The 26,378-nt window shown below is 72.6% G+C and carries 25 protein-coding genes and 1 pseudogene; 11 read left to right on the top strand and 15 right to left on the bottom strand.

Going from position 1 to position 26,378, the window contains the following annotated elements:
• Positions 1-329: 329 nt before the first annotated feature.
• Both A4E84_RS35735 and A4E84_RS44940 read right to left on the bottom strand, forming a co-directional pair.
• Complete coding sequence (locus A4E84_RS35735; RefSeq protein WP_062930520.1) at positions 330-1,322, bottom strand: SCO0930 family lipoprotein; 993 nt, start codon at positions 1,320-1,322, stop codon at positions 330-332.
• Between the two features lie 292 nt (positions 1,323-1,614).
• Complete coding sequence (locus A4E84_RS44940) at positions 1,615-1,821, bottom strand: hypothetical protein (protein WP_179955395.1); 207 nt, start codon at positions 1,819-1,821, stop codon at positions 1,615-1,617.
• A gap of 280 nt (positions 1,822-2,101) precedes the next feature.
• Here A4E84_RS44940 and A4E84_RS45300 point away from each other — a divergent pair, with 280 nt between their 5' ends.
• The 3 genes from A4E84_RS45300 (at position 2,102) to A4E84_RS35720 (ending at position 3,774) form a co-directional block, all read left to right on the top strand.
• Complete coding sequence (locus tag A4E84_RS45300) at positions 2,102-2,233, top strand: hypothetical protein (protein ID WP_033308025.1); 132 nt, start codon at positions 2,102-2,104, stop codon at positions 2,231-2,233.
• A gap of 54 nt (positions 2,234-2,287) precedes the next feature.
• Positions 2,288-3,022, top strand: a complete 735-nt coding sequence (locus A4E84_RS35725; RefSeq protein WP_062930519.1) for a bestrophin-like domain — start codon at positions 2,288-2,290, stop codon at positions 3,020-3,022.
• A 224-nt stretch (positions 3,023-3,246) separates the two neighbouring features.
• A complete protein-coding gene (locus A4E84_RS35720; protein ID WP_062930518.1) occupies positions 3,247-3,774 on the top strand; it encodes a hypothetical protein in 528 nt (175 codons plus the stop codon).
• Between the two features lie 115 nt (positions 3,775-3,889).
• Here the strand turns inward: A4E84_RS35720 and A4E84_RS35715 are convergent, their stop codons facing one another.
• Positions 3,890-4,411, bottom strand: coding sequence for a hypothetical protein (locus tag A4E84_RS35715; protein ID WP_062930517.1), 522 nt, complete (start codon positions 4,409-4,411; stop codon positions 3,890-3,892).
• Positions 4,412-4,762: 351 nt separating this feature from the next.
• Here A4E84_RS35715 and A4E84_RS35710 point away from each other — a divergent pair, with 351 nt between their 5' ends.
• Positions 4,763-5,431, top strand: a complete 669-nt coding sequence (locus A4E84_RS35710) for a class F sortase (protein ID WP_062930516.1) — start codon at positions 4,763-4,765, stop codon at positions 5,429-5,431.
• 38 nt (positions 5,432-5,469) lie between these two features.
• Here A4E84_RS35710 and A4E84_RS35705 read toward each other — a convergent pair whose 3' ends face one another.
• On the bottom strand, positions 5,470-6,315 hold the full coding sequence (locus A4E84_RS35705; RefSeq protein WP_062930515.1) for a polysaccharide deacetylase family protein: 846 nt from the start codon (positions 6,313-6,315) through the stop codon (positions 5,470-5,472).
• A gap of 89 nt (positions 6,316-6,404) precedes the next feature.
• Positions 6,405-9,695: a bifunctional lysylphosphatidylglycerol synthetase/lysine--tRNA ligase LysX gene (gene lysX / locus A4E84_RS35700; RefSeq protein ID WP_062930514.1), complete on the bottom strand. Its 3,291-nt coding sequence runs from the start codon at positions 9,693-9,695 to the stop codon at positions 6,405-6,407.
• A 154-nt stretch (positions 9,696-9,849) separates the two neighbouring features.
• On the opposite strand from lysX, the gene A4E84_RS35695 reads away from it, so the two are divergent.
• Complete coding sequence (locus A4E84_RS35695) at positions 9,850-10,311, top strand: universal stress protein (protein WP_062930513.1); 462 nt, start codon at positions 9,850-9,852, stop codon at positions 10,309-10,311.
• A gap of 128 nt (positions 10,312-10,439) precedes the next feature.
• On the opposite strand, the gene A4E84_RS35690 is transcribed toward A4E84_RS35695, so the two are convergent.
• The gene (locus tag A4E84_RS35690) at positions 10,440-11,594 is read right to left on the bottom strand and encodes a CapA family protein (RefSeq protein ID WP_062930512.1); all 1,155 of its coding nucleotides are present in this window, start codon (positions 11,592-11,594) and stop codon (positions 10,440-10,442) included.
• Positions 11,595-11,815: 221 nt separating this feature from the next.
• Between A4E84_RS35690 and A4E84_RS35685 the strand changes: the two genes are divergently transcribed.
• From A4E84_RS35685 to A4E84_RS35670, 4 genes are all read left to right on the top strand, one after another.
• Positions 11,816-12,361, top strand: coding sequence for a sigma-70 family RNA polymerase sigma factor (locus A4E84_RS35685; RefSeq protein WP_062930511.1), 546 nt, complete (start codon positions 11,816-11,818; stop codon positions 12,359-12,361).
• A gap of 153 nt (positions 12,362-12,514) precedes the next feature.
• Positions 12,515-13,027 (top strand): hypothetical protein, encoded by a 513-nt coding sequence (locus tag A4E84_RS35680; RefSeq protein ID WP_062930510.1) that lies wholly within the window; start codon positions 12,515-12,517, stop codon positions 13,025-13,027.
• A gap of 151 nt (positions 13,028-13,178) precedes the next feature.
• Positions 13,179-13,835 (top strand): zf-HC2 domain-containing protein, encoded by a 657-nt coding sequence (locus tag A4E84_RS35675; RefSeq protein WP_062930509.1) that lies wholly within the window; start codon positions 13,179-13,181, stop codon positions 13,833-13,835.
• Positions 13,836-13,945: 110 nt separating this feature from the next.
• Positions 13,946-15,127, top strand: a complete 1,182-nt coding sequence (locus A4E84_RS35670) for a PP2C family protein-serine/threonine phosphatase (RefSeq protein ID WP_062931745.1) — start codon at positions 13,946-13,948, stop codon at positions 15,125-15,127.
• A 12-nt stretch (positions 15,128-15,139) separates the two neighbouring features.
• On the opposite strand, the gene A4E84_RS35665 is transcribed toward A4E84_RS35670, so the two are convergent.
• From A4E84_RS35665 to A4E84_RS35655, 3 genes are all read right to left on the bottom strand, one after another.
• Positions 15,140-16,003 carry an Fpg/Nei family DNA glycosylase gene (locus tag A4E84_RS35665; RefSeq protein WP_062930508.1) on the bottom strand — a complete coding sequence of 288 codons (864 nt, stop codon included), beginning with the start codon at positions 16,001-16,003 and terminating at the stop codon, positions 15,140-15,142.
• A 22-nt stretch (positions 16,004-16,025) separates the two neighbouring features.
• Positions 16,026-18,113 (bottom strand): SpoIIE family protein phosphatase, encoded by a 2,088-nt coding sequence (locus A4E84_RS35660; RefSeq protein WP_062930507.1) that lies wholly within the window; start codon positions 18,111-18,113, stop codon positions 16,026-16,028.
• An 81-nt stretch (positions 18,114-18,194) separates the two neighbouring features.
• Positions 18,195-19,361: a DUF6777 domain-containing protein gene (locus A4E84_RS35655; protein WP_062930506.1), complete on the bottom strand. Its 1,167-nt coding sequence runs from the start codon at positions 19,359-19,361 to the stop codon at positions 18,195-18,197.
• 144 nt (positions 19,362-19,505) lie between these two features.
• Between A4E84_RS35655 and A4E84_RS35650 the strand changes: the two genes are divergently transcribed.
• Positions 19,506-20,927 (top strand): lipase maturation factor family protein, encoded by a 1,422-nt coding sequence (locus tag A4E84_RS35650; protein WP_062930505.1) that lies wholly within the window; start codon positions 19,506-19,508, stop codon positions 20,925-20,927.
• Here A4E84_RS35650 and A4E84_RS35645 read toward each other — a convergent pair.
• The 6 genes and pseudogenes from A4E84_RS35645 to A4E84_RS35620 form a co-directional block, all read right to left on the bottom strand.
• Positions 20,915-21,748 (bottom strand): amidohydrolase family protein, encoded by an 834-nt coding sequence (locus A4E84_RS35645; protein WP_062930504.1) that lies wholly within the window; start codon positions 21,746-21,748, stop codon positions 20,915-20,917. The genes A4E84_RS35650 and A4E84_RS35645 overlap by 13 nt on opposite strands.
• The gene (locus A4E84_RS35640; protein WP_062930503.1) at positions 21,745-22,062 is read right to left on the bottom strand and encodes an L-rhamnose mutarotase; all 318 of its coding nucleotides are present in this window, start codon (positions 22,060-22,062) and stop codon (positions 21,745-21,747) included. Before A4E84_RS35640 ends, A4E84_RS35645 begins: the two co-directional genes overlap by 4 nt.
• Entirely contained in the window at positions 22,059-23,045 is a 987-nt protein-coding gene (locus tag A4E84_RS35635) for an aldo/keto reductase (RefSeq protein ID WP_062930502.1), read from the bottom strand. Before A4E84_RS35635 ends, A4E84_RS35640 begins: the two co-directional genes overlap by 4 nt.
• Entirely contained in the window at positions 23,042-23,800 is a 759-nt protein-coding gene (locus A4E84_RS35630; protein ID WP_062930501.1) for an SDR family NAD(P)-dependent oxidoreductase, read from the bottom strand. Before A4E84_RS35630 ends, A4E84_RS35635 begins: the two co-directional genes overlap by 4 nt.
• Positions 23,797-25,140 carry an L-fuconate dehydratase gene (locus tag A4E84_RS35625; protein ID WP_062930500.1) on the bottom strand — a complete coding sequence of 448 codons (1,344 nt, stop codon included), beginning with the start codon at positions 25,138-25,140 and terminating at the stop codon, positions 23,797-23,799. Before A4E84_RS35625 ends, A4E84_RS35630 begins: the two co-directional genes overlap by 4 nt.
• A 35-nt stretch (positions 25,141-25,175) precedes the next feature.
• Positions 25,176-25,505 (bottom strand): annotated as a pseudogene (locus A4E84_RS35620) (hypothetical protein); the annotation flags it as partial.
• A 153-nt stretch (positions 25,506-25,658) separates the two neighbouring features.
• Between A4E84_RS35620 and A4E84_RS35615 the strand changes: the two are divergent.
• The gene (locus A4E84_RS35615) at positions 25,659-26,363 is read left to right on the top strand and encodes a FadR/GntR family transcriptional regulator (protein ID WP_062930498.1); all 705 of its coding nucleotides are present in this window, start codon (positions 25,659-25,661) and stop codon (positions 26,361-26,363) included.
• Positions 26,364-26,378 lie beyond the last annotated feature (15 nt).

The following is a 26,378-nucleotide window of genomic DNA, read 5'->3' as shown; positions in this document are numbered from 1 at the left end:
TATCTCTCCAAGGCGTAGGCGATCCGGTGTTCGAGCAGAGGCTACTGATCGCCCGCCAATGGAGCGACCCGAAACGGAAATTGACCATCCGTTCCCGGTCACTGCCTGCGGCACGTGCCGAATTGATACCCCTCCGCATGCCCTTCGAACATATGACGAACAGTGTTCGAGGCATTCCGGGGAGTTCCGGTCCGGAAGGGTAAAGGTGTTAGTAATTCGATGAGTTCAGGTGAAGCACGGCAAAACGGTCCGCCCCTCCGTGGGGCACGGAGGGGCGGACCGGGTCTGCGCTTCGGCTGGACGAGACGATCAGCCCTGGGGAGGTTCCTCTACTTTTCCGAGGCGCCGACCGGCTTCCCGTCGGGGCGGATGGCGTACCAGGTGCCGCCGACACCCTGACCGTTGGTGTCACCGGCCTTCTTGTCACCCGCGAAGGTGTAGATCGGGATGCAGTCGATGGTCTGCTGCTTGATGCCGTCAGGGCGGTCGAAGACGACGTAGCCCCGGTTGGGCGTGGACCCCTGAAGGTCGATCCCCTTGGTGTCCTTCTCGTCGACCGGCGCGATGACCGGCCACTTCTCCAGGCAGTCCCCCGTGCACGCGGTCTTCATCGGCCACTGCGAGTCCTTCATGAACCGGTAGACCGTCATGCCGTTCTTGTCGATGACGATCTCGCCCAGCTTGGGGTCGTTGCGGGTGGACAGCCCGGGCAGCGCCCCGACCTCCTCACCGCCGGCCCCGCCTCCCTGCGCCTTCTTGCCGTCGGGGGCCAGCGCGTACCACTTGCCGCCGACACCCTGGCCCTTGACGTCACCGGCGTTGACGTCCTTGGCGTAGCGGTAGGCCGGCCAGCCGGCGACGGTGAGCTGCTTGGTGCCGTCGGCGCGGGTGACCGAGCCGAGCAGCGCCTTGTCGATGCCCTCGCCGGCCTCGGCGTCGTCGGCCGGGACCGGCGGCCAGGTCTTGGCGCAGTCGCCGTCGCAGTTCGACTTGGGCGGCTGCTCGGTGTCCTGGTCGAACCGGTACAGGGTGAGGCCGAGGCTGTCGGTGACCACCTTGCCGACCTTCTCGGCGGTGGAGACGGACAGCTTGCCGGCGGGGTTGGACGGGCTGGAGGCGCTGGGCGCGGCCGGCTGACCGGTCGCGGCGCCGCCCGCAGCGCCCGCGGTTCCCGAGCCGATGCTTCCGTAGTCCCCGGGCGCGGCCGTGGCGCCCACGTTCTGGCTGGCCGCCGGTGGGCTGTCCTGACCGCACGCCGTCGTCAGCGCCAGGACCGCCGCGGCGCTCGCCACGAGTGAGGCGCTCCGCCAGGAGGTCTTCATCGTCAACTCCCCATAATCGCAAGGGTGTTGCAGCGCCCTGCTGCGCCGCCGCACGGTCATGAGTACGCACGGGGGCAGCGATTGTGTTCAACCCTCGGCCAAATTTCTTTCCGGAACCTCCGACGAGCCCCGCACGGAGTCGCACACACGTACACATCGAGCCCCCTGCGGGCTACCGCTGATCAAACCGGCGACACCCGAAGATCCCTCATTCGGGGCAATCCCCTTGCGCCCCGGCACGTCCTGGCGGCACAGGGCTCATGATCTTCGTCGTGCATGGACCCCTCTCGACTCAACCCGCCCTTGCGGCACGGGCCTTGGCGGCGGCGACGCTGACCTGGGCGCTCGTGGGCGCGCCGGCCGGGATTGCGGTGGCCGACGCCTGCGCGTACGCCTCGACGGGGCCGGACGGCACCGAGGCGGTGGCGTACGCCGGAAGCAAGAAGACCTGGCCGACCAAGCCGCCGTGCCCGACACCCACGCCGAGCCCCTCCCCCACGCCGAGCCCTCCTCCGAAACCTCCGCCGCCCAAGCCGACGCCCCCGCCGAAGCCGACCCCGACAGCGGAGCCGCCGCCTCCGAAGCCTGCGCCCCCGAAGCCGACCCCCACGGCCGAACCCGCGCCGCCGCCCGCGCCGCGACCGGTGCCGGCCACGCCCCGGCCGGCCCCGAAGCCCGTGCCGCCGGCACCCGCTGCGCCGGCACCCGCTCCCCCGGCACCCGCTGCCCCGGCGCCTGCTCCGCCGGCCACCCCCGCGCCGCGTCCGTCCGCGACGCCGGTGCACTACCCGCGCTACCGCGCCGCGCCGCCCCGGCCCCGGCCGGCGAACGGCACGCTGTCGCCGCTCACCTTCGTCCTGCTCGTCACGGTGCCCGCGGTGGTGGCCGTCGCCGCGCTGCGCGCGCGCTGATCCCTGAAGCCCTGGAGGTACCCCTTGCCGGAATGGCTTGTTCTCACCCTCGCGATGCTGGCCGCCTGTGCCGTGGTGGTCGTCATCACCTTCGTACGCCACCGCGCGGCGCCCGAGGACGAGGACCCCAGTGAGACTCCGGATGTCATCGAGTACATGACGATGTGGATCGGCGTGGTCTACGCCATCGTCCTGGGCCTGGCGATCGCCGGTGTCTGGGAGGGGCGCAGCGCCGCGCAGGACCACGTCCAGGCCGAGGCGACCGCGCTGCACGAGATCTCGGAGCGGGTACGGGTCTATCCGGCGGAGGAACGCGACCGCATCCGGGACGACATCCGCACGTATGTGAGCCATGTCGTGACCACCGAGTGGGACACGATGGCAGACGAGGGCGAGGTCACCGAGCGCGGCGCCCGGCTCTTCGAGCGGATCCGCCAGGACGTCACCGACTACGAGCCGGCGACGGACTTCGAGGCCCAGGCCTACCAGCCGCTGCTGGACCAGGTGACCGCGGCGAACCAGGCCCGCATCTCCCGGGCGGAGTCGACCGGGGAGACCATGCCGGGGGTGGTGTGGTTCGGGCTGATCGCCGGGGCCGTCGTCACCATCGGGATGATCTTCGCCCTGCAGATCCGCAGAACGACACGCGAGCTGGTCCTGGCAGGGCTGTTCTCGGCACTGATCGCCTTCCTGCTGTTCCTGATCTGGGACTTCGACTCTCCCTACAGCAGGGGCGTGACCGCCTCGGCCGACCCGTTCCTGAACCTCTTCCCGGGCGTCGGGGACTGACGCCGCCCCGCACCACGGATTCCGGCCGGGGGGCGCGCGACACACCGTCGCCGTCCCCCGGACGCGCGGCCGGTGTCCCCCGGCCGGCCCACGCCCGTGCCCCATTCGCACTACTGCGATCGCGCCGCCCCGCGCACGTTCTTAGCGTTTCAGGCATCGAGGTGCATTTGTGACGTGAGCGGAACAGGTCCGCGATTGCTCCTCGGGGACCCGGAGGATCCACCATGCGCGCGATATGCCTCGCTTCGGCCGTAGTGCTGGGCGCCGGCGCCCTCACCTCCTGCGTGCCCGCCGCCGACGCGGCGATCCGGACCGACTTCGGTTTCAGCGTCGAGCCCTCCACCGTCAGGGCCGGGGGCGACGTCACGCTGCGGGTGGTGCGCAACGAGGCGTGCCAGGGTGAGGCGGCGGTCGACTCACCGGTCTTCGACCTGGTCACCATCCCGCCGCAGGAGTCCTGGGCGACGGCCACCGTCGACTGGGACGCCAAGCCCGGTGCCGTGTACGACGTGGAGTTCGAGTGCGACGAGTCGAGCGGCACCGCGCATCTGACGATCGCGGGCGGCCGCCCGACCCACCACCCCACCCATCACCCGACGCGCCACCCCCACAAGGGGGTGCACGCCGGGGAGGGCGGCACCGTCGCCGGCTTCGACCTCAAGGAGATCGGCCTCGGCGCCGCGCTCATCGCCGGGTCGCTCGGCGTCGCCTACCACTTCGCCCGCCGCCGCACCGACGAGGACGCCGGCTGACACCTCCCGCACCGCAGGGGTCTTCGCCCCGGCTCTCCCTCATGAGGGAGAGCCGGGGCGAAGACCGTTTCACGTGCGAGGTGACGGCGCGTCGAAGATGCGTGCGGCGATGGCGTCAGATGTTCCGCTCGGTCCGGCGGCGCATCCAGAACACACCGCCGCCGACCACCGCCGCGGCCACGAGACCGCCTCCGATGGCCATGTCGGTCGGCGTCGCACCGGTGGTGCTGCTGCCGCCGATACCGCCACGGACACCGCCGATGACGGTGAAGGCCTGGGGCTTGGTCAGCGTCCCGCCGTCACAGGTGACCGTGACGTCGTACGGCCCCGGGCGGGCGTTGCTGTTGACGGTGGCGGTGCCCCGCGCGGTCCCGTTACCGGCGCCGCCCCGGTCGCCCTCGTTGCCCTTGCCGCCGCCGCTGACCGGCGAGAGCCGCGTCGGCGAGAACGCGTTGGACGTCGCCGTACCGCCGTTGCGGCAGCCGTCGACCGTGATGGTCAGCTGGCCGCCACGGGCGATCACACTGGGCAGGACGACGATGTTGCTGGGCTTGTCCCACGCGACGGCCGCGGGGGCGGAGAGGCCGAGGGCGGCGACCGCTGCGCCGGCGACCGCCAGGGCACGAGTGTTACGCATGTGAACCTCCGCGGAAGACGCCCCGGGACCCGTCCCCGGTCGATCGGCGAGAAAGCGCCTCCCAGAAAGACAGTCAGTTGCCGTGCCCCGAGCCGCATTTCGACAATGGTCCGTACCGGTGAGCGAAGGCCGTGCAGGGAAGGCTCCCATTCGGACATCACCGCAGGTCACGGGCCGTCAGAAATTTCCTCGCGACGGCAACTCGGATGGCGCACCACATGTCGCCGCACCGCCCCGTGCCTCCCCCGGCCACCCGTTCGCCGCCGCCCCGTCGCCGGTTTCCCGCACGCCACTTAGCGTGTCGCTATGCGCGATGGACACGGCGACGGCCGCGTCGAGAGGGGATGGCGAATGTCTGCGTCCGAGCTGGCCGAGGCGGAAGAGGAGGCGCGGCGGAAGAAGCGTGCCCCGTGGGGCGTGATAGCGCTGGTTCTGCTGACCGGCCTCGCGCTCATCCGGAACGGTTCGGGGGAGTTCGACGAGGGCCCGCCGCAGCCGGCGACGGCGGCCGCGGCGGACAGCCGGGTACCGGGCGGCACCTTCGCCGGGACCGTGCGGCCCTTGCCCTACGCCCTCCCGGACCGGGTCCGGATCCCGGCGATCCAGGTCGACGCGCCGATCGTCCCCGTCGGGCTGGACGCGGACGGCTGGGTCGGCGCACCGCCGCCGGAGGATCCCAACCTGGCCGGCTGGTTCACCGGGGCCGTCACCCCCGGGGAGAAGGGCACCGCGGTCGTGGTCGGCCATGTCGACAACCAGCAGGGCCCTGCCGTGTTCTACGGACTGGGGGCCCTGAAGCAGGGACATCGCGTCGAGGTCGCCCGGCAGGACGGAAAGACGGCCGAGTTCGAGATCTACGGCGTCGAGGTGTTCGAGAAGGACAATTTCCCCGGCGACCGTGTCTACGCGTCCAAGGGCGCGGCGGAATTGCGGGTCATCACCTGCGGCGGCGGTTTCTCCGAACAGGAGGGATATGCGGGGAACGTCGTCGCCTTCGCCCGCCTGGTCGAGGTGCGCTGAGCGTTCCCGGCCTGGCGGGCGAAAGCCCCGCGACGTCCTTACGCGTAATGCCGCCGGGGCACCGTGACGTGGTAGCCGGAGTCCAGCAGTTCGGGGAGGTAGCGCCGCAGGGCCCGCACGCTCTGTGAGCGGTCGCCCCCGGCGTCGTGCGCGAGCACCACGACGCCTGGGGCGGCGCCGCGTTCGACCCGGTTCGCGATGGACCGGGCCCCGGGGGTGGTCCAGTCGAGGGTGTCGACCGTCCAGGCGAGGGGTTCCATGCCCAGTTCGGCGCCGATCTGGAAGGCGGCGCGGTTCCAGGCTCCGTAGGGCGCGCGGAACCACTCGGGGCGCTCCCCGTAGGCGTCCTCGATGACGTCGGAGGTGCGTTCCATCTCGGAGCGGATCTGCCTGCGGCTGAGGCGGGTGAGCAACGGGTGGGACCAGGTGTGGTTCCCCACGACGTGGCCTTCGTCCGCCATCCGGGCCAGCATCCTCCTGCCGCCGGCGACCATCTCGCCGCACACGAAGAACATCGCGCGCACGTCGTACTCGGCCAGGGTGTCCAGGATGTCCGGGGTGTAGCGGGGATCGGGGCCGTCGTCGAAGGTCAGCACCATGGTGCGGCCCCGGCCGGACACGCGCAGCAGCGGTTCGCGGCGCACCAGGGTCCGCCGGGGCGCCGCGCGCGGCGGGCCGTAGCCGGTCAGGGGCTGCAGCCGGTACGCGGAGGACTTGACGAGGCGGCGGGTCTGCGGGCCCGCGGCCGGAGCGGAGGTGACGGTTCCGTCCCCGGTGACAGCCGTGACCACTCCGGCCGTGGCGGCCGCTCCCACGGCGCCGGCCCCCGCGATCAACGCCCGGCGCCGAGTGAGCAGCCGGGAGAGCAACTGATCCTTCTTCATGACTCATCAGTCGCCCGGCGGGAGGCCGACGCACGCGAGCAACACCGGTGTGGCGGCGCGCTTTCACCCGTTCGGCCCACGCAGGTGGGTCAGCGGCGGCGCACCAGGGGGAACGGCAGCGTCTCCCTGATGGTCAGTCCGGTGAGGAACATGACCAGCCGGTCCACGCCGATGCCGAGGCCGCCGGTGGGCGGCATGGCGTATTCGAGGGCGTCGAGGAAGTCCTCGTCGAGCTCCATCGCCTCGGGATCGCCGCCGGCGGCGAGCAGGGACTGGGCGGTGAGGCGGCGGCGCTGCTCGACGGGGTCGGTGAGTTCGGAGTAGGCGGTGCCGAGTTCGGTGCCGAAGGCGACGAGGTCCCAGCGCTCGGCGAGACGCGGGTCGGTGCGGTGCTGCCGGGTCAGCGGGGAGACGTCTGTGGGGAAGTCCTTGTAGAAGGTGGGCAGCCGGGTCTTCTCCTCGACGAGCCGCTCGTACATCTCCAGGACGACGTCGCCGTGGCCGTCGTCGGCGGTGTACGGCACGCCGGCGCGGTCACAGAGCCGCAACAGCCCGGGCAGTTCGGTGCCGGGGTGGATCTCCTCGCCGAGGGCCTCGCTGACGGCGCCGTAGACGGTCTTGACGGGCCACTGGCCGGAGATGTCGTACTCCTCGCCGTCCTTGTGGGCGACGGGCTTGCCGAACGCGGCGGTGGCGGCGCCCTGGATCAGTTCACGGACGAGGTCGAGCATCACGTCGTAGTCGGCGTACGCCTGGTAGGCCTCCAGGATGGTGAACTCGGGGTTGTGCTTGTAGTCCGTGCCCTCGTTGCGGAAGGTGCGGCCCATCTCGAAGACCTTCTCCATTCCGCCCACGCACAACCGCTTGAGGTACAGCTCGGGGGCGATGCGCAAGTACAGGTCGAGGTCGTAGGCGTTGATGTGGGTGGTGAAGGGCCGGGCGTTGGCGCCGCCGTGGATCTGCTGGAGCACCGGCGTCTCGACCTCCAGGTAGCCGCGTGCCAACAGACCCTGACGCACGGCCTGGACGGCGGTGGAGCGGGCGCGGACCACATCGCGGGCTGCGGGGCTGGCGGCCAGGTCGAGGTAGCGCATGCGGACCTTGGCCTCCGGGTCGGCCAGGCCCCGGCGCTTGTCCGGCAGCGGACGCAGGCACTTGCCGGTGAGCTGCCAGGAGGTGACGAAGACGGTGGGCCGGCCCTTGTCGCTGACGCCCGCCCGGCCGGTGACGGTGATGTGGTCGCCGATGTCGGTGTCGGCGGTGAAGCGGTCCAGGGCGGGGCCGGAGCGGTCACGGGTGAGGGCGAGTTGGTGGTCGCCCGACCAGTCGCGCAGGACGACGAAGACGATGCCGCCGAAGTCGCGGACCAGCATGATCCGGCCGGCGACGGTGACCTGCTCGCCCGGCCGGACCTCGGCGAGGGTGTGGGTGCGGGCCGGGACACCCACCGGGTAGGGGTCGGTTCCGTCGGCGCGCAGCCGGTCGAGTTTGCGGTGCCGGACGCGGACCTGGTCGGGCAGGCCGGAGAGGGGGTCGGCGGGCCCGGTCCCGTCCCCTCCGGCGAGGCCGAGCGCCGCCAACGACGGCAGCCCCTCGGTGGTGGCGGGCCGCTGTCCGCCCTTCGGGTGCCCCTTTCCCTTGCCCCACAACGTGCGCATCGACGGTACGGAGACGAAGCCCTCGGCGATGCCTGAGGCGAGACCGACCCGCGCGAGGGACGCGGCTTCCGCGTAGCAGAGGAAGCGGGGGTACCACTCGGGGTGGTACTTGGCGTTGGAGCGGTACAGGGCCTCCAGTTGCCACCACTTGGAGAAGAACAGCAGCAGGCGGCGCCAGAGGCGGAGCACGGGTCCCGCGCCGATGCGGGCGCCCTCCTCGAACACGGAGCGGAACACGGCGAAGTTCAGGGAGACCTTGCGCACGCCGAGTCTCGGGGCGGCTGCGCACAGTTCGGCGACCATGAACTCCACGACGCCGTTGGGGGCGGCGCGGTCACGGCGCATCAGGTCCAGGGAGACGCCGTCCTTGCCCCAGGGCACGAAGGACTGGATGGCCAGGAGCCGGCCGTCCTGGTCGAGGGCCTCGGCGAGGAGGCAGTCGCCGTCGGCGGGGTCGCCGAGGCGGTCCAGGGCCATGGAGAAGCCGCGTTCGGTCTCCGTGTCGCGCCAGGCGTCGGCCCGTTCGACGAGCTGGCGCATCTCCTCCTCGGAGAGGGTGGAGTGGCGGCGGACCCGGCAGGTGACGCCGGTGCGGCGGACCCGGTTGACGGCCTGGCGGGTGACGCGCATGTCGCGGCCGTCGAGGTCGAAGTCGAGGACGTGCAGGATCGCCTCGTCACCCAGCTGGAGCGCACCGAGCCCGGCACGGACGAAGGCCCGGGCGCCCTCCTCGGAGGCTCCCATCACGGCCGGCACCCAGGCGTAGCGACGGGCCACGTCCTGCCAGGCGGCGATCGCGTGCGGCCAGGCCTCCCGGTCGCCCACCGGGTCGCCGCTGGCCAGGCACACCCCGGCCTCGACGCGGTAGGTGACGGCGGCCTTGCCGCTGGGCGAGAAGACGGCGGCCTTGTCGCGGCGGGTGGCGAAGTAGCCGAGGGAGTCCTGGTCGCCGTAGCGGCCGAGGAGGGCGCGAATGCGGGCCTCCTCGTCGTCGTGCAGGGCGGCTTCCAGGCGCTGGGAGCGGAACAGGGTGGCGGCCGCGTTCAGCAGGGCGAGCGCGCCGAACAGGCCGAGCAGGAAGAACAGGGCGTGCGGCGGGCGGCCGTCGAAGGACCCGGCGGGGACCAGGCCGCCGCACACCCGGTTCGCGGCCCAGGCCAGGCGTTCGCCGCTCGGCAGACTGCCGGGGAACGCCTCGACCAGCGCCCAGCCGACCAGGATCGCCACGGCCAGGCCGGCCACCAGGACGGCCAGGGCCCGGCGGACGGCGGCGCGTCGGGAGGCGGCGTAGAACTCCTTGCGGGCGTAGATCAGCAGGATCAGGGCGAGACCGCACACCACGAAGGACGGGACGGACTCGGCGAACTCGCCGACGGCCATGCCGAGGATGTCGGTGAGGACGAGCAGGCCCAGGTAGACGACGACCAGCCACCAGGCGATCTTCTTGCGGGCGCCGGTCGCGGCGGCGAGCAGGAACAGGAAGACGGCGTAGGCGAGGTTGGCGCTGACCGGGACGAGCAGCAGGTCCAGGAAGCGGACGAGCGGGCGCAGCCCGGTGCGCAGCGGGGGGATCAGCGCCAGCAGGGCGCAGAGCAGACCGAGGGCGCCGAAGAAGACCGCGAAGCCCTCGGGTACCCGGCTCAGGAAGCCGTGCGCCCGGCGGGGCGGCCGTATGGCGCCTGAGGTGTCCTCGGCCGTCCCGGTGTCCGCGATGACGCTCATGCTTTCGACTCTAGGAACACCCGCGCCTTGTCGCGCGTCGAGCGCTCCCGCACCGAGCGGCCCAGGAGACCCGCGCATCCCGTCCGGCAACCGCGTGCGCAGATTCCGCGTCCCGCCCGGCCGGTGGGACGGGGGGTTCCGATAGCCTCGCGGCGTGACGGAACAGCACGCCCATCGGTTCGAGCGGGGCACGGACGGGCCCAAGGTGATCGTGGTCGGGGTGGACGGCTCCGACTCCTCCCTGCGGGCCGCGGCCTACGCCGCCGGTCTGGCCCGCCGGCAGCACGCGCTGCTCGCCGTGGTGTACGTGCAGCCGGTGCTGGCGGCGGGCGCGGCGCTGGGGGCGCCGGTGGCGGAGACGACGGACGAGATCGCCGAGGACCTGGTGGCGCAGATCCGGGACGCGGCCGAGCGGCTCAAGGGGATGTTCGAGGTCCGCTGGGAGTTCCACACCTTCCGCGGCGATCCGTACAACGGCCTGGTGGCGGCGGCCGACGAACTGAAGGCGGACGCGGTGGTGGTGGGCGCCTCGGAGCAGGCCGGCCACCGCATCGTCGGCTCGGTGGCGGTACGCCTGGTGAAGGCGGGGCGGTGGCCGGTGACGGTGGTGCCGTAGCACGGTGACGCCCGGGCGGGGCGGTGCGGCAGGGTGATCGCCCGGGGCCGTGCCGGGCCGCTGCCGCGCGGCCGGGCCGTCGTGAGCCACCGTCAGGTGTCCGCGGGGCCGTGGCAGCCGGAGCGGGGTTACTCCCCCATCACCAGTCCGTCCCCGGCCGCGCCGCGGCTGAGCACGACGTCTCGGATGCGGTCGCGGACGGCCCGGGCGTCGGCGCCCTGGGCGATCGCCCGGTTGAGGTTCACGACCCGGCCCGCGTCGACGTCGAACAGTTGCGGGACGAACTCCGCCTTCGTCACCTTCCAGCGCTCGCCCGGCCGTGCGGGCGGGGCGAAGGTGAAGCGGCCGAGGGTGGACTGGTTGCCCCGCGGATCCTTGGCGCCCTCGTGGTTGGTCATCTCGCCGGCGATCTGGTCCCCCATGCCGTAGATCACCCAGGTGCCGTTGACCTTCTCGTAGGCCTGCGGGACGTGTGCGTGGGTGCCGAGGATCAGGTCGATGTCGGGGCGGTCCCCGGTGCGTGCGGCGGTGAGGGTCCGGGCCAGGGTCAGCTGCCGGTCGTCGGGGGCGTCCTGCCACTCGGTGCCCCAGTGCAGGGAGACCGCGACGACGTCGGCGCCCCCGCGGCGCGCGGCCCGGGCGTCCTCGATGATCCTGGCCTCGTCGATGAGGTCGACGGCCCAGGGCTGCCCGTCCGGGAGGGGGAAGCCGTTGGTGTCGTAGGTGTAGGCGAGGTGGGCGACCGTGGCCGTGCCCGCCCGCAGGACCGTCGTCGTGCGTGCCTCCTCCTCGGTGCGGGCCGATCCGGCGTGCCGGACCCCTGCGCGGTCGAGGGCGTCGAGGGTGCGGCGGATGCCGTCGGCGCCGTCGTCCAGGGTGTGGTTGGAGGCGGTGGAGCAGCCGTCGTAGCCGGTGACGGCGAGGGCCCGGGCCACCTCGGGCGGGGACTTGAAGGCCGGGTAGCCGGTGTAGACGCCGTCCGCGCCGTAGACGGTCTCCATGTGGCACAGGGACAGGTCGGCGCGGGAGACGACGGAGCGGATCCCGGCGAGCATCGGCCGGAAGTCGTAGCCGTTGCCGCCGGCGTCGAAGCGGGCCCGGTCGATGATCGTGCTGTGCGGGAGGACGTCACCGGAGGCGACGAGTGTGAAGCCGCGGGGCCCGGCGGCGGCCGGTGCCGGGCGTCCGCGGTCGGGCTTGTCCTGGCCGCGGGCCTGGCAGGCGGCGCCTGCGGCGAGGACGACGGTCAGGGCCAGGGCGATCTGTCGACTGCGCGCGAGCATGCATTCACCCCACTGTGGGCGTTGTGGTCGTATTTACACACAATCAGGAAAGAAGGCTCTCGACGCCCCACGCGGCTCCGACACGCTCAACAGCCCCTCCGGCACCCACATGGCCGGGCACCCGACCGTTCGTCGAACCGTTCGTCGACGCGATCGACCGTCCGCCGCACAGCCGGGTACGTGCCCTGTGCCGGGGCCACGCCCTGCGGTGGCATACGGCCATGACGGCCGGATCCACTCTCACGAACGGAACGACCGCCGAGCACGAGCTCGCCGCACTGCAGCGGGAGCACGGCCGGCCCCTCTTCGCGCTGCTGCTGCGGCTCTGCGACGGCGACCGGCAGCGCGCGGAAGACCTGGTCCAGGAGACTCTGGTGCGTGCCTGGCAGCACCCCGAGGCCCTGCGGGCCGACGACTTCGACTCCGTACGGCCCTGGCTGATGACCGTCGCGCGGCGGCTCGCGATCGACGCCCGGCGGGCCCGCCAGGCCCGTCCGCCCGAGGTCGGCGACGCGGTGCTGGAGAACGCGCGGGTCATCTCCGACCACGCCGAACGGGCCGCGGCGATGCTCGACGTCCGCCAGGCTGTGAAGACACTCACTCCGCAGCACCGTGAAGTCCTGGTGCTCGTGTACTTCCAGGGGGCGAGTGTGGCGGAAGCAGCGGCGACCCTCGGGATCCCGCCCGGTACCGTGAAGTCCCGCGCGTACTACGCGCTGCGCGCCCTGCGCAGGGTGCTCCCGGGTTACGCCGGCGACCTGCGGTGAAACCAATGGATGGGTCAAGCCTCCGTAAAGCGCCTTGCCGATGACCCCGGTTGAGTAATCGGCTGTTCTCATCCGTGTTCCGGAGGGGGCCGTCAGCGTCCCCGGGGGCCCGGTGTCGGGCAACGCGCACGTACCGGAGGAAGGCAGGAAGGGATGCTGGACAGAGAGCAGGGGAGCACGGACGGCGCCGACGGCGAACTGACCGTCCCCATGGCGTGGTTGTACGCCGAGTACATCGCCGACGAGCTGCTGCGGACGGGCGATCTGATGCCGCCGACGTCCTTCGAGTTCCGCGCCGGGCGGGACGCCCTGGCGCTGACCATCTTCCTGTCCGACACCGACGGGGAGCTGTCCGGCATCCGGGTCGTCACCCAGCTGGAGACGTGGCTGTCGCTGACCGCGTACGACCAGCCGTGGCAGGAGTGGGTACGCGAGCGGCTGGCCGATCTCGCCGCGGGCGCCGCGCGGACGGGCGGCCCCGCGGCGGACCTGGACCTCGCGGAGGAGGCCTGGCGCTGGCTGCAGGAGACGGAGCTGCTCGCGCCCGACCTGAACGCGGTTCCGGGCGGCGGCCCGGTGGTCGGGGAGGACGACGGGCCGAAGGTCTGGACGCCCGCCTGGCAGCTCGGACTCCCCCTGGGCCACCTCGCCATCCATCTTTTTTAGATTTCTGCGGCCCAGGACCAATCCGGGAGCCGGAGGGCTCCGAATCCTTTGGTTGCGATTGTGTCACCGGCTTGAGTGATTCCGTTGCCTGGTCCGTACCGGTGGGAGCAAGGAGTAACCCCACCCGCACCCAACGGCACGAGGATTCGGCATGAGGTCCCTGGAGAGGCATCGCGACGTCGCGGCCTACGCGCTCGGCGTGCTGGACGAGGCGGAGGCCTTCCGCTTCGAGGACCACCTCATGGAGTGCCCTCGGTGCGCTGCAGAGGTGACGGAATTCGGCCCCACCACACGGCAGTTGATGCTGTACCGGCGCTCCACGCCCCGGTTCGTGCACCCGATGGCGCAGCCCGGTCCGCGCATGCTGGACGCGCTGCTCGCCGAGGTGGCGACCCGGCGCCGGGCCGGACGCAGACGCCTGCTGTTCGCCCTGGCCGCCTCGGTGGTCTTCGCGGCGTCCGTACCGGGCATCGCGATGATGGCCCAGGGCAGCAGCGCCGAGGAGCGCCGAACGGTCGCGGCGACCGACGCGCGGACGGGGGTCTGGGCGCAGGTCACGACGGCGGACGAGGCCTCGGGCAGCCAGGTCGAGCTGAAGGTGAAGGACGCCGCGGGGCCGCGCGCCTGCCACCTGGTCATCGTCGGACGCGACGGCACCGAGGAGACCGCGACCAGCTGGCACGGGCCCGGTCACGACGCCGACCCCGACACGATGATGGCCAGCTCCTCCATGCATCCGGGGCAGATCGCCCGCTACGAGATCCGCTCGGCCTCCGGCGAGGTCCTGTGGAGACTCCAGCCGAGCTGACCATCCGCCCGCCCCGGCCGCCGGGCGCTCCCCACGCCCCGGTGTGAGACTGCTGGACGACGCACCCGGGAGATCACCGGGTGCCCGCGGTCCCGGCGGAGGGAGACGAGGTGACGACGGCAGAGACCGGCGACGGTCGCCTGGAGGAGTTCCTCGCCGACCCGGAGGCCTCGGCGCTGGAACTGCCCGCCGCGGTCGCCCGCTGCACCGCGGCCCTCGGGCTCCAGCACTCCGTGGTGTACCTCGCCGACCTCCAGCAGCGCCGGCTCGTGCCGCTCACCGACGTGACCCGGTCCCTGCCCGTCGACGCCTCGCTCGCCGGCTGGACCTACCGCACCCAGTCGCTGCGGGTCGAGGAGTCCGAGACGGGCGGCATGACGGCCTGGGTCCCCCTCCTGGACGGCGCCGAGCGGCTCGGCGTCCTCGCCGTGCTGTCCCCGTCCCTGACGCCGGCTGTGCTGCGCCGCGGCCGGGCCCTCGCCGCCCTGCTCGCCATGATGATCACGTCGAAGCGGGCGTACAAGGACTCCTTCGTCCGGCGTACGCGCACCGAGCCGATGCAACTGCCCGCCGAGATGCTGCGGGCCTTCCTGCCGCCGCGCACCATCGGCACCGCGCACGTGGTGTCCACGGCCGTGCTGGAGCCGGCCTACGAACTCGGCGGCGACGCCTTCGACCACTCCCTCACGGAGTCGGCCCTGCACGCCACGGTCCTCGACGCCGTGGGGCACGACCTGGCCTCCGGGCTCACCACGGCCGTGGCGCTGGCCGCGTGCCGCAACGCCCGGCGGACCGGGGCGGACCTGCCCGAACTGGTCGAGTGCGTCGACGACGCCCTGGCGCACTGGCTCCCCGACCAGTTCTGCACGGGCGTCCTGGCCCAGCTGGACCTGGCGTCCGGAGTGCTGCGGTGGAGCAACTGCGGGCACCCCACCCCGCTGCTCATCCGCGACCAGCGGCTGCACACCGACGCCATGCTGCGCGAGCCCGATCCGCCGGTGGGGCAGCCGTCCCTGCTCGCCGGACGGCGGCGGCAGACGCACGAGATCGCGCTGAAGCCCGGCGACCGGGTCCTGATGTACACCGACGGGGTGACCGAGGCCCGGACCGGCGACGGCGCCGAGTTCGGCCTCGAACAATTCGCCGACTACATCATCCGGGCGATGGCCGCGGGCGAGCTGGCGCCCGAGACGCTGCGGCGGCTCATCCACTCCATCCTCGACTCGCCCACCAGCCGGCTGCGCGACGACGCGACCATCCTGATGTTCGAGTGGACACCGCCGACCCGCTGACGCGCCCCCGTCTCACTTGAGCAGGCGGGACATCCTGCGGTCCGCGAGCGGCTTGCCGCCCGTCTGGCAGGTCGGGCAGTACTGGAGCGAGGAATCGGCGAAGGACACCTCGCGGATGGTGTCGCCGCACACCGGGCAGGGCTCGCCGGTACGGCCGTGGACGCGCAGTCCGCTCTTCTTCTCGGCCTTCAGCCGCCCCGCGGCCACGCCCCGGGACCGCTCGACCGCCTCGGTGAGCGTGTCGCGCAGGGCCGCGTACAGCCGTCCGGTCTCCTCCTCGTTCAGGGACGCCGCCAGCTTGAAGGGCGACATCCTCGCCGCGTGCAGGATCTCGTCACTGTAGGCGTTGCCCACGCCCGCGATCAGGCTCTGGTCGCGCAACGCGCCCTTGAGCTGACGCCGTTCCCCGCCCAGGAGTTCCGCGAGGCGCCGCTCGTCGAAGTCGTCCGCGAGCGGATCGGGACCGAGCCGGGCCACGCCCGGGACCTCCTGCGGGTCGCCCACGACGTACACCGCGAGCCGCTTCTGGGTGCCGGCCTCGGTCAGGTCGAACCCGGCGCCGGTCTCCAGGGCCACGCGCAGCGCGAGGGGGCCCTTGCCGGGGCGGGGCGGGCCGTCGGGGAGGCGGTCCTTCCAGTGCAGCCAGCCCGCACGGGCCAGGTGCGTCACGAGGTGCGGGCCGTCCGCGGTCCGCAGGTCGAGGAACTTGCCGTACCGGCGTACGGCCGCGACCTCGTGGCCCTCCAGCGCGGACAAGGGCGGGTCGTACGTCTTCAGGACGCTGATCGCCACGGGCAGCACCCGTACGATCTCGCGGCCGACGAGGTGCTCGGTCAGGAAGTCCTTGAGCGCCTCGACCTCGGGGAGTTCCGGCATGGGTCCAGAGTGCCACGCCCGGTCAGCCGGAGTCGGGCACCACGAACTCGCACCACACCGCCTTGCCGCCGCCCCGGGCCTCCACGCCCCAGACGTCGGTGAGCAGCTCGACCAGGAGCAGGCCCCGCCCGGAGACGCCCGCGTCGCCCGCGTCCCGGCGGCGGGGCAGGGCGCTGGAGGAGTCCTCGACCTCGACGCGCAGCCGGCGCTCCGAGCCGGTGAACGCCCGCAGGGTGACGACCGCGGAGCCCTCGGTGTGCATCAGGGCGTTGGTGATCAGCTCGTCGGCGACCAGTTCGATCTCGTCGGCGCGCTCACCGGCTCCCCACCCGGTGACCGCGGTGCGGATCATATGGCGGGCCTCGGCGAGGGCCCCGGGGTCGCCGGGCGCCACGTGCCGCTGGAGCCGACGGCCGGACTGCGGGCCGTCGGGACCACGGCGGCGCAGCAGGAGCAGCGCCACGTCGTCGTCGCCGCCGCGCTCGGCGGCCACCTCGATGAGCCGGTCGGCGAGGTCCCGTACGTCCTCGGGGCCGGTGTCGACGAGCGCGGTGAGGGTGCGCATGCCGTCGTCGAGGTCGGCGCCGGGCTGCTCCACCAGGCCGTCGGTGCACAGCAGCAGGGTGTCTCCGGGGTCGAGCTCCAGGGTGCCCACGGGGTAGTCGAGGCGGCCGAACTCCGCGGACAGGCCGAGCGGCAGCCCGCCGGGGACGGTGACGCGGCGGCAGGAGCCGTCGGTGTGCCGCACCAGCGGGTCGATGTGCCCGGCCCGGACCATCTGGAGCACGCCGGTGGTCAGATCGGCCTCGGCGTAGAGGCAGGTCGCGGAGCGGTCGGTGTCGAGTTCGTGCAGGAAGACGGAGGCCCGGGCCATGACGGTGGCCGGGGGGTGCCCTTCGGCGGCGTAGGCGCGCAGCACGATGCGCAACTGGCCCATGACGGCGGCCGCGTGCGTGTCGTGGCCCTGGACGTCGCCGATGACGGCGCCGACCCGGCCGCCGGGCAGCGGGATCAGGTCGTACCAGTCGCCGCCGATGTCCCGGCCGAAGGAGCCGCCGATGGTGGCGGCGCGGTAGCGCACGGCGACGTCGGCGCCGGGCACGCTCGGGATGGTCCGGGGCAGCATGGCCTGCTGGAGGCCCTGCGCGAGGTCCGTCTCCTGCTCGTAGAACATGGCCCGCTGCAGGCTCTGCGCGATGCTGCTGCCGAGGGCGACGAGGATGTTGCGTTCCTCGGACGTGAAGCCGTACCGGTCGCTGTAGAGCAGCCCCACCGCGCCGATCGGCCGGGCCTGGACGATGAGCGGCAGATAGGCGGCCGAGGTGATGTCGAGGTCGGTGATGTGGGGCCACAGGATCGGGAAGCGCTCGGCGAACTCCTGCGGGGACTCGATGAAGCACGGGCGCAGGGTCCGGACGACCTCGCTCATCGGGTAGGGCTCGTCGATCCGTGTGACGCGGGTGCCGGGCACGAAGCTGTCGGCGGGCCCCTCGGCGACCAGGCGGATGCGGCCGGCCTCGACCAGGCCCATGACGAGGCTGGCGGCGCCCAGGTGGGTGAGGCCGTGGGTGTCCTTGAGGACGTCGATGACGTCCTGGACGGTGCGGGCGTGAGCGAGGGCGGCCGTGGTGAGTTCGACGACGCTGGTCTGCCACCGGCGGGCCTCGTCCTGGGCGGCCTGGTCGCGGCGGGCGGCGCTCTCTCCGAGTTCCTGGGTGGCGTCCCGGAGGATGCCGATGATGCGGCGGGGGCGCCCGGTGTCGTCGCGCCGGATGTAGCCCTGGGTGTGGGTCCAGCGCAGGGTGCCGTCGCGGCGCCGGATGCGGAAGTAGGCGCCGTAGTTCTCGCTGCCGTCCTTCAGGGCCTGGGAGACCGCGGTGTCCAGGCGCCGGGACTCGTCGGGCGGGACGCGCTTGGCGAGGGTCTCGGGGTGGTCGTCGTACTCGTCGGGGCGCACGTCGAAGACTTCGTGGGCCTGGGCGTCCATCTGCATCAGGCCGGTGTCCAGGTCCCAGTCGAAGCTGCCCATCCGGTTGAGCGCGAGAATCGGGTCCGGGTGGGCGGGCCAGTCGTCCGGGAGGGACAGGGCGCTCGCTCCCCGATCAGCCATGGGCCCACCTTGCCAGGATTCGTCCGATTCTTCGACCGGATGGATGTGCCGAGTCTACGAGCCGCTCCCCCGGACCGGCCCTCAGTCGGTGAAGACGTTTGTGGAGCTGTCGGGGATGCGTCGGGCGGCCCTGTCGTCGGGAATGAGCCCGGCGCCGTCGGGCGGGTCGGGGTTGTCCGGGACGGCGTCGGGTCCGGCCTCGTCCGGCTCGCCGGAATCCTCCGGTTCGGCCGGCCGGCCGGGAGGCGGGGTGGTCTCCACGGCTGGCGGTACGGGCGTGTCGATGTCCGTGTCCGTGCTGCCGGTGTCCGTGAGCGGGCCCGTGTTCGTGTTCGTGTTCGTGTTCGTGTCGGGGAGGCTCGCGTCTGCCGGGACGTCCCGGGGGGATGCGCTGCGCGTGCCGGGGCCCGGGTCCGGGTCGGGAGTCCGGGGCGGCTGCGGTGGGTGTGTCGCCCAGCTCGGCGGGGGCAGGGCCCGGTCGTGGCGTACGTCGTGGCCGGTGCGGCGCTCGATCCAGGCCCGGGTGGCGCTGTCGATGATCGTGAAGCCGGTGACGGCCCGCGGCGCGGGGGGCACCACGATCGCCTCGCCGGGGCGGTAACCGGGCCAGGGCGTGCCTGTGGTGACCGGTGTGCCGCGCGGCGCCACCGGAGGGCGGAGCGGGTTGCCGCAGGCGCAGCGCAGGCGCGGCAGGCCGCGGTCGTCGACCAGGACGGCGGTGCCGGCCTGGAGGACGGACTGGTGGCGGGTGATCCGTCCGGCCCGGAAGCCGTGGCCGGTGACGCGGGTGTCGGCGCGCAGGACGACCGGCGTCAGTGCGCGCACATGGTCGGGGAGGGACGCCGGGGAGATGCCCGCGGCCCCGGCGAAGGCGCGGCCCCGGACGGGGTCGCGGGTGAGCCGGCCGACCTGCCGGCCGATGTCGCAGCTGCCGGTCCGCTCGGTGCCGCCGTACAGGCCGGGCGTTTTGCCGGAGAGGGAGCGCGGCCCGCCCGAGGCGGTGGAGGCCCGGTCGGTGCCGGCCGGCGTTCGCGGGGCGGGGGACGGGGTAGCCGCCGTGAGGGCCGTGGAATCCGTGAAGGGGTCGGGCCCCGGATCGGCTGCCGGCTGGAGGAGGAGTTCACCACCGGCGCCCGCGTCGTCGCCGAGACCGGTGCTGCCGCCGCGACCGGTGGCGCCGCCGCAGCCCGAGAGGAGCGCCGCCGAGAGCACGCAGGCCAGGAAGGAGGCCCCGGTGGATGTCCGCACCTCGCCCTCCCGCTCACCTCGGCCCGTTTCCGGCCGTTCGTCACTATTGTTTGGTTCGCTCACTCGGGTTACGCAACCGGAGCGACGGCACACGGAGCGTGACAGCGGACTCATGCGCCGCGCAGGGAGGAGGAGCGCACGGCCGTGGAGTGGTTCACCGCATCCGACTACTGGCTGACCCGGCTGGTCTTCCAGCGGGCGTTGGCCGCCGTGTATCTGGTGGCGTTCCTGACAGCGGCCCTCCAGTTCCGTCCGCTGATCGGGCGGCGCGGCATGCTGCCCGTGCCGCGGTTCGTGGAGCGGGTGCCGTTCCGGCGGGCGCCGAGCCTGTTCCAGTGGCACTACTCGGACCGCTTCTTCGCGCTCTGCGCCTGGGCGGGCTGCGCGGTGGCGGCGGCGCTGCTGGCCGGGCTGGACTCGCTGCTTCCGCTGTGGGGCGGGATGCTGCTGTGGCTGGTGCCGTGGGCGCTGTACCTGTCGATCGTCAACGTCGGGCAGACCTGGTACTCGTTCGGCTGGGAGTCACTGCTGCTGGAAGTCGGGTTCCTCGCCGTGTTCCTCGGCAACGACGAGGTGGCGCCGCCGGTCGTGGTGCTGTTCCTGCTGCGGTGGATCCTGTTCCGGGTGGAGTTCGGCGCGGGGCTGATCAAGATGCGCGGCGACGCGTGCTGGCGCAAGCTCACCTGCCTGGACCACCATCACGAGACCCAGCCCATGCCGGGTCCGCTGAGCTGGTTCTTCCACCATCTGCCCCGGCCCCTGCACCGCGTCGAGGTGGCCGCGAACCACGTCACCCAGCTCGTGGTGCCGTTCCTGCTGTTCACGCCGCAGCCCGTCGCGACGGCCGCCGCCTCGCTGATGATCGTCACCCAGCTGTGGCTGGTGCTGTCGGGCAACTTCTCCTGGCTGAACTGGATCACGATCGTGCTGGCGCTGTCGGTGGTGCGCTTCCCGGCCGATCCGCCCGAGGTGCCCGAAGCTCCCCTGTGGTTCGTGGTGGTGGTCCTCGTGGTGGCCACACTGCTGGTGGGCCTCAGCTACCGGCCGGTACGCAACATGCTGTCCCGCCGGCAGGTGATGAACCGCTCCTTCGACCCGATCCATCTGGTCAACACCTACGGGGCGTTCGGCAGCGTGAGCCGGGTGCGGTACGAGGTGGTGGTGGAGGGCACCCGGGATGACGTACCGCGTGCCGGCTCGGACTGGCGGGAGTACGAGTTCAAGGGCAAGCCGGGCGATCCGCGGCGCTGGCCCCGCCAGTTCGCGCCCTATCACCTGCGGCTCGACTGGCTGATGTGGTTCGCGGCCCTCTCCCCCGCCTACGCCGACGCCTGGTTCGGCACGCTGATGGAGCGGCTGCTGGAGAACGACCGGGACACCCTGAAGCTGCTGCGCCGCTCGCCTTTCCCGCCGGACGAGCCCCCGCGGTACGTGCGCGCCCGCCTGTTCCGGTACCGCTACACGACGTGGCGCGAGCTGCGGGAGACGGGCGCGTGCTGGGAGCGGACGTTCGTGCGGGAGTACCTGCCGCCGACCCGTCTGGCGGGACCGGTTCACAGGCCGTAGACGCGGGTGGCGGTGGTCTCGAAGATCTGCGGGTGATCGTGCGGGTCGGTCAGCCGGCGCGTGGCGTCGAGGATGTCTCCGTAGGCCGCCCCGAGAGTGGACACCGGCCAGTCCGAGCCGTACATCAGCCTGCCGGGCCCGAAGGCCTCCAGGGCCGCGTCGGCGTAGGGGCGCAGGTCCTCGACGGTCCAGGAGGCGAGGTCGGCCTCGGTGACCAGGCCGGACAGCTTGGCCGCCGTGTTCGGCAGGGCGGCGAGGGCGCGCAGGCCGGACGCCCAGGGTTCGAGGGCGCCCGAGGCGATGGGCGGTTTGCCCAGGTGGTCGAGGACGAAAGTGAGGCCGGGCAGGTCCTCGGCGGCCCGGACGCAGGCCGGGAGCTGGTGGGGCAGGACGACGAGATCGTAGACCAGTCCGGCGTCGGCGACGGCGGCCAGTCCGCGCCGGACGTCCGCGCGCAGCAGCCAAGCGGGGTCGGACTCGCCCTGGACCTGGTGGCGGATGCCCTTGAGGTACGGCCCGCCGGGCAGTTCGCGCAGCCGGGCGAGTTCGTCGGCGACGTCGGGGCGGGTGAGGTCGGTCCAGCCGACGACGCCCGCGATCAGGTCGTGTTCCTCGGCCAGGGCCAGGAACTCCGGGGTCTCCCCGGGCACGGTGATCGTCTGGACGAGGACCGTGCGGCCCACTCCGGCGGCCCTCGCCTCGGGTTCAAGGTCCTGCATCGTGAAGGTGCGGCGCAGGGGGGCGAGTTCGGGGCCGGTGATCCAGTCCTGGTCCCGTACGGACAGGTCCCACACGTGGTGGTGGGCGTCGACGACGGTCATGACGGCAGCTCCCAGACGACGGGCAGGCCGGCGTCCGCGCCCTCGCCGGAGTAGTCGTGCACGACGTCCAGCAGGTCGGCCATGCGGGCCTGCCAGGCGACGTTGACCGGCAGTCTCTCCAGTTCGGCGAGGAGCCGGGCGTAGTCCTCGCACTCCAGCACGTGGAAGAGATCGGTTCCGCCGCGCCAGATCGTCCAGGAGGTGGCGCCGGCGGCGCGGATGGCGTCGGTGAGCTCCTCCGGCACCTCGCGGTGGGCCGCCTCGTACTCCGCGACGCGGTCGGCGCGGACCTTGGTGTGCAGGGCGACTCTCATGACGCCTCCTCGCCCGGAACCGGCGCGTCGGCGGGCAGCAGGCCGTTGTCGCGCAGGTCCTGCCAGAACCCGGCGGGTACCCGGGCGGCGAACTGGTGGGCGCAGTCGCGCACTTCGTGGGCCGAGCGGGCGCCGACGAGGACGCTGGCGACGGCCGGGTGGGCCGCGCAGAAGGCCAGGGCGGCGGCGCGCAGCGTGGTGCCGTGGCGGTGGGCGACGGACTTCAGCCGCAGGGCCCTGTCGACCAGCTCGGAGGGCGCAGCGGTGTAGTTGTACGTGGCGCCGGGTCTGGGGTTCGCCAGCAGGCCGGAGTTGAAGGCGCCGCCGATGACGACGGACGTGCCGCGTTCGTGGGCCGCGGGCAGCAGGCCGGTGAGGGCGCTCTGGTCGAGCAGGGTGTAGCGGCCGGCGCACAGGACCACGTCGACGTCGGTGTCCCGGACGAAGCGGGTGAGCATCTCCGCCTGGTTCATCCCGGCGCCGATCGCACCCACCACGCCCTCGGAGCGGAGCCTCTCCAGCGCGGGGTAGCCCTCACGGAAGGCCCGTTCGGCGTGGTCGTCCGGGTCGTGGAGGTAGACGACGTCGACCCTGTCGAGGCCGAGGCGTTCCAGGCTGGCCTCCAGGGTGCGGCGTACGCCGTCGGCGCTGAAGTCCCACACGCGGCGGTGGGTCGCAGGCACGGCGAAGCCGCCCCCGAGATCGTCGCCGGTGCCGCCCGAGGGCTCCAGGCGGCGGCCCACCTTCGTGGAGATCGTGTAGCGGTCCCGGGGGCGCTCGCGCAGGGCGGCGCCCAGGCGGCGTTCGGACAGGCCGAGGCCGTAGTGCGGTGCGGTGTCGAAGTAGCGGATGCCCCGCTGCCAGGCGGCGTCCACGGCCTCGTGCGCCTGCTCCTCGCCGACCTCGGTGTACAGGTTGCCGATGGCGGCGGCGCCGAAGGACAGGGCGCTGACCTCGACGCCGCTGGCGCCGAGCCGGTTCACCGGGCCACCGGGCGCAGCCGCAGGCCCTGCATGCCTCCGTCGACGGCGAGCGCGGTGCCGGTGGTGGCGCCGGAGTGGGGGCTCGCCAGGTAGGCGATGGCGCCCGCGACCTCGGTCGCGGAGACCAGCCTGCCGGTGGGCTGGCGGGCCTCCAGGGCGGCCCGTTCGGCGGCCGGATCGGGCGCGGCGTCGAGGAGGCGGCCGACCCACGGGGTGTCGACCGTGCCCGGGTTGACGCAGTTGACGCGGATGCCCTCGCGGACGTGGTCGGCGGCCATGGCGAGGGTCAGGGAGTACACCGCGCCCTTGGTGGCGCTGTACAGGGCGCGGTGCGGCAGGCCCGCGGTGGCCGCGATGGAACAGGTGTTGACGATCGCCGCGTGCCCGGAGGCGCGCAGGTGGGGCAGACAGGCGCGGGTGGTGCGCACCATGCCGAGCACGTTGACGTCGTAGACGCGGTGCCACTCGTCGTCGGGGTTGTCCTCGACGGTGCCCTGAGCGCCGATGCCCGCGTTGTTCACCAGGACATCGAGGACGCCGCCGAGGTCGGCGACCGCGGCCGTGACGGCGTGGCGCACGGACGCGTCGTCGGTGACGTCCGCGCGGTGGGCGAACAGCGGCTTGCCGACGGACGACGGGTCCAGGTCGAGGACGGCGACCCGGGCGCCGCGCTCGGCCAGGAGTTCGGCGGTGGCCCGGCCGATGCCGGAGGCGCCGCCCGTCACCAGGGCATTCAGCCCCTCGAAGTCGCTCATTCGGCCTGCTCCCTCTTCGTCTCGTCGAGGTCGGCGGCCCAGAACGCGCCGCCCGGGTAGGTGTACCGCGCCAGCGACTCGGGCCGCATGGCCGCCGAGAAGCCCGGCGCGGTGGGTGCCGTGTAGTGACCTTCGCGGATCACCACCGGGTCGAGGAAGTGGTCGTGCAGGTGGTCGACGTACTCGATGACGCGGTCCTCGGTGGTGCCGGTGAGGGCCACGTAGTCGAACATCGACAGGTGCTGGACGAGTTCGCACAGGCCGACGCCGCCCGCGTGCGGGCAGACCGGCACGCCGGACTTGGCGGCGAGCAGCAGGATCGCGAGGTTCTCGGGGACGCCACCGACGCGGGCCGCGTCGATCTGGACGATGTCGAGCGCACCGGCCTGGAGGAGCTGTTTGAAGACGATCCGGTTCTGCACGTGTTCGCCGGTGGCGACCTTCACGGGGGCGACGGCCCGGCGGATCGCCGCGTGGCCGAGGACGTCGTCGGGGCTGGTGGGTTCCTCGATCCAGTAGGGGTCGAACGCGGCGAGGGCCTTGGTCCAGCGGATCGCCTCGTCGACGTCCCAGCGCTGGTTGGCGTCGACGGCCATCCGGACGTCGGGCCCGATGACCGAGCGCGCCACGCGGCAGCGGCGGATGTCGTCGTCGAGGTCGGCGCCGACCTTCAGTTTGATCTGCCGGAAGCCGTCGGCGACGGCCTGGGACGCGAGCCGGGTCAGTTTCTCGTCGTCGTAGCCGAGCCAGCCGGGCGAGGTGGTGTAGGCGGGGTAGCCGCGCTCCAGCAGGCGGGCCGTGCGCTCCTTCGCGCCCTGCCGGCCCCGGCGCAGGAGGGTCAGGGCCTCCTCGGGGGTGAGGGCGTCGGTGAGGTAGCGGAAGTCGACCTGGCGGACGATCCATTCGGGTTCGGCCTCGGCGAGCAGCCGCCACAGCGGCAGGCCGGCGCGCTTGGCGGCCAGGTCCCACACGGCGTTGACGACGGCGCCGATCGCCATGTGCATCACGCCCTTCTCGGGTCCGAGCCAGCGCAGCTGGCTGTCGCCGATCAGGTCTCGGTTCACGGTGGAGGGGTCGGCGCACAGCTCGTCCAGGTCCCGGCCGACCAGATGCCCGCGCAGCGCCTCGATCGCGGCGACCTGCACCTCGTTGCCCCGCCCGATGGTGAAGGCGAATCCGTGCCCCTCGTGCCCGTCGGGCGCGTCCGTGCGCAGGACGACGTAGGCCGCCGAGTAGTCGGGGTCCGGGTTCATCGCGTCGGAGCCGTCGAGTTCGCGTGAGGTGGGGAAGCGGATGTCGTGGGTGTCGACCGCGGTGATGCGGGCGGGCGTCGGGGACACGGAGGGCCTTTCGGTCGGGTGCAGGAGGCGGGAGGTCAGTCCTGGGCGCGGCCCGTGGTGACCCGGGCGATCATGAGGGCGACCAGGATGATTCCGCCGTGGATTGCCTGGATCCAGAACGACGGCACCTGCGCGAGGGTGAGCAGGTTCTGTGCGACCCCCGGAAGGAGTACGCCGGTGAGGGCGCCGGACATGGTGCCTCTACCGCCGTCGAGGGCGATGCCGCCGATCACCGCGGCCGCGAAGGCGATCGCGGCGAGCCACACCGACAGCGGCACGGTGAGGAACGTGGTGGTGGCCGGCGCGTAGAAGCTGTCGGGCATGCCGAAGAGCGTCTTGCCCTTGGTGCATCTCAGGGAGCTCCCATCGACCGGCGTTCCAGCAGATGCCCGCATACTTATCAGACCAATCCCACGCCAGAACAGCCTCGGGCCGCGACTTTTCGCACCTTCGACCCGTAGTGGTCCGACCACCCTGATGGTTAGACTGCGCCGGAGCGCTGTGATCGGAGGAGTGGCGTGGACGACGAGTCAGCCCCGCAGAAGGGCACCGTGACGCAGCGCGCCATCGAGCGGATCAAGGCCATGATCGGCGAGGGCAGGCTGGAGCCGGGCCAGCGGCTGCCGACCGAACGCGATCTGGCCGCCCGGCTCGGCATCTCCCGCAGCTCGATGCGGGAGGCGATCCGCGCGCTCACGGTCATGGGCGTGCTGGAGGCCCGGCACGGCTCGGGCATCTACGTCACCCGGCTGGAGGCCGGCGACCTGCTGGAGACCTTCGGCGTCGTGGCGGACCTGTCGCGCGGCCCGCAACTGGTCGAACTCCTGGAGATCCGGCGGATCCTGGAGTCGACGGCGACGGCGCTGGCCGCCGCACGGATCACCGCGGACCAGCTGGCCGAGGTGGAGAAGCACCTGACGGCGATGAACGCCACGGACGATCCGGAGGAGATCCTCGCCCACGACCTGGCCTTCCACCGGGAGATCGCGGCCGCCGCGGGCAACGAGACCATGGCCGCCATCCTGGAGGGCCTGTCGTCCCGGACGTTCCGGGCCCGCGTCTGGCGCGGCTACCAGGAGGAAGGCGCCTTCGCCCGCACCCGCCGCGAGCACGCGGCGATCCACCGCGCCCTGGCGGCCCGTGACCCGGAGGCGGCCCGCGCGGCGGCGGCCGCGCACGTCGGCGAGGTGGAGGAGTGGCTGCGAACACAGCTCGGGCCCTAGGCGACGCCCAGGGCC

The organism is Streptomyces qaidamensis (assembly GCF_001611795.1).
Taxonomy (GTDB): domain Bacteria; phylum Actinomycetota; class Actinomycetes; order Streptomycetales; family Streptomycetaceae; genus Streptomyces; species Streptomyces qaidamensis.
The sequence above is the reverse complement of the archived record's forward strand: the minus strand, read 5'-3'. Positions and strand labels throughout refer to the sequence as shown.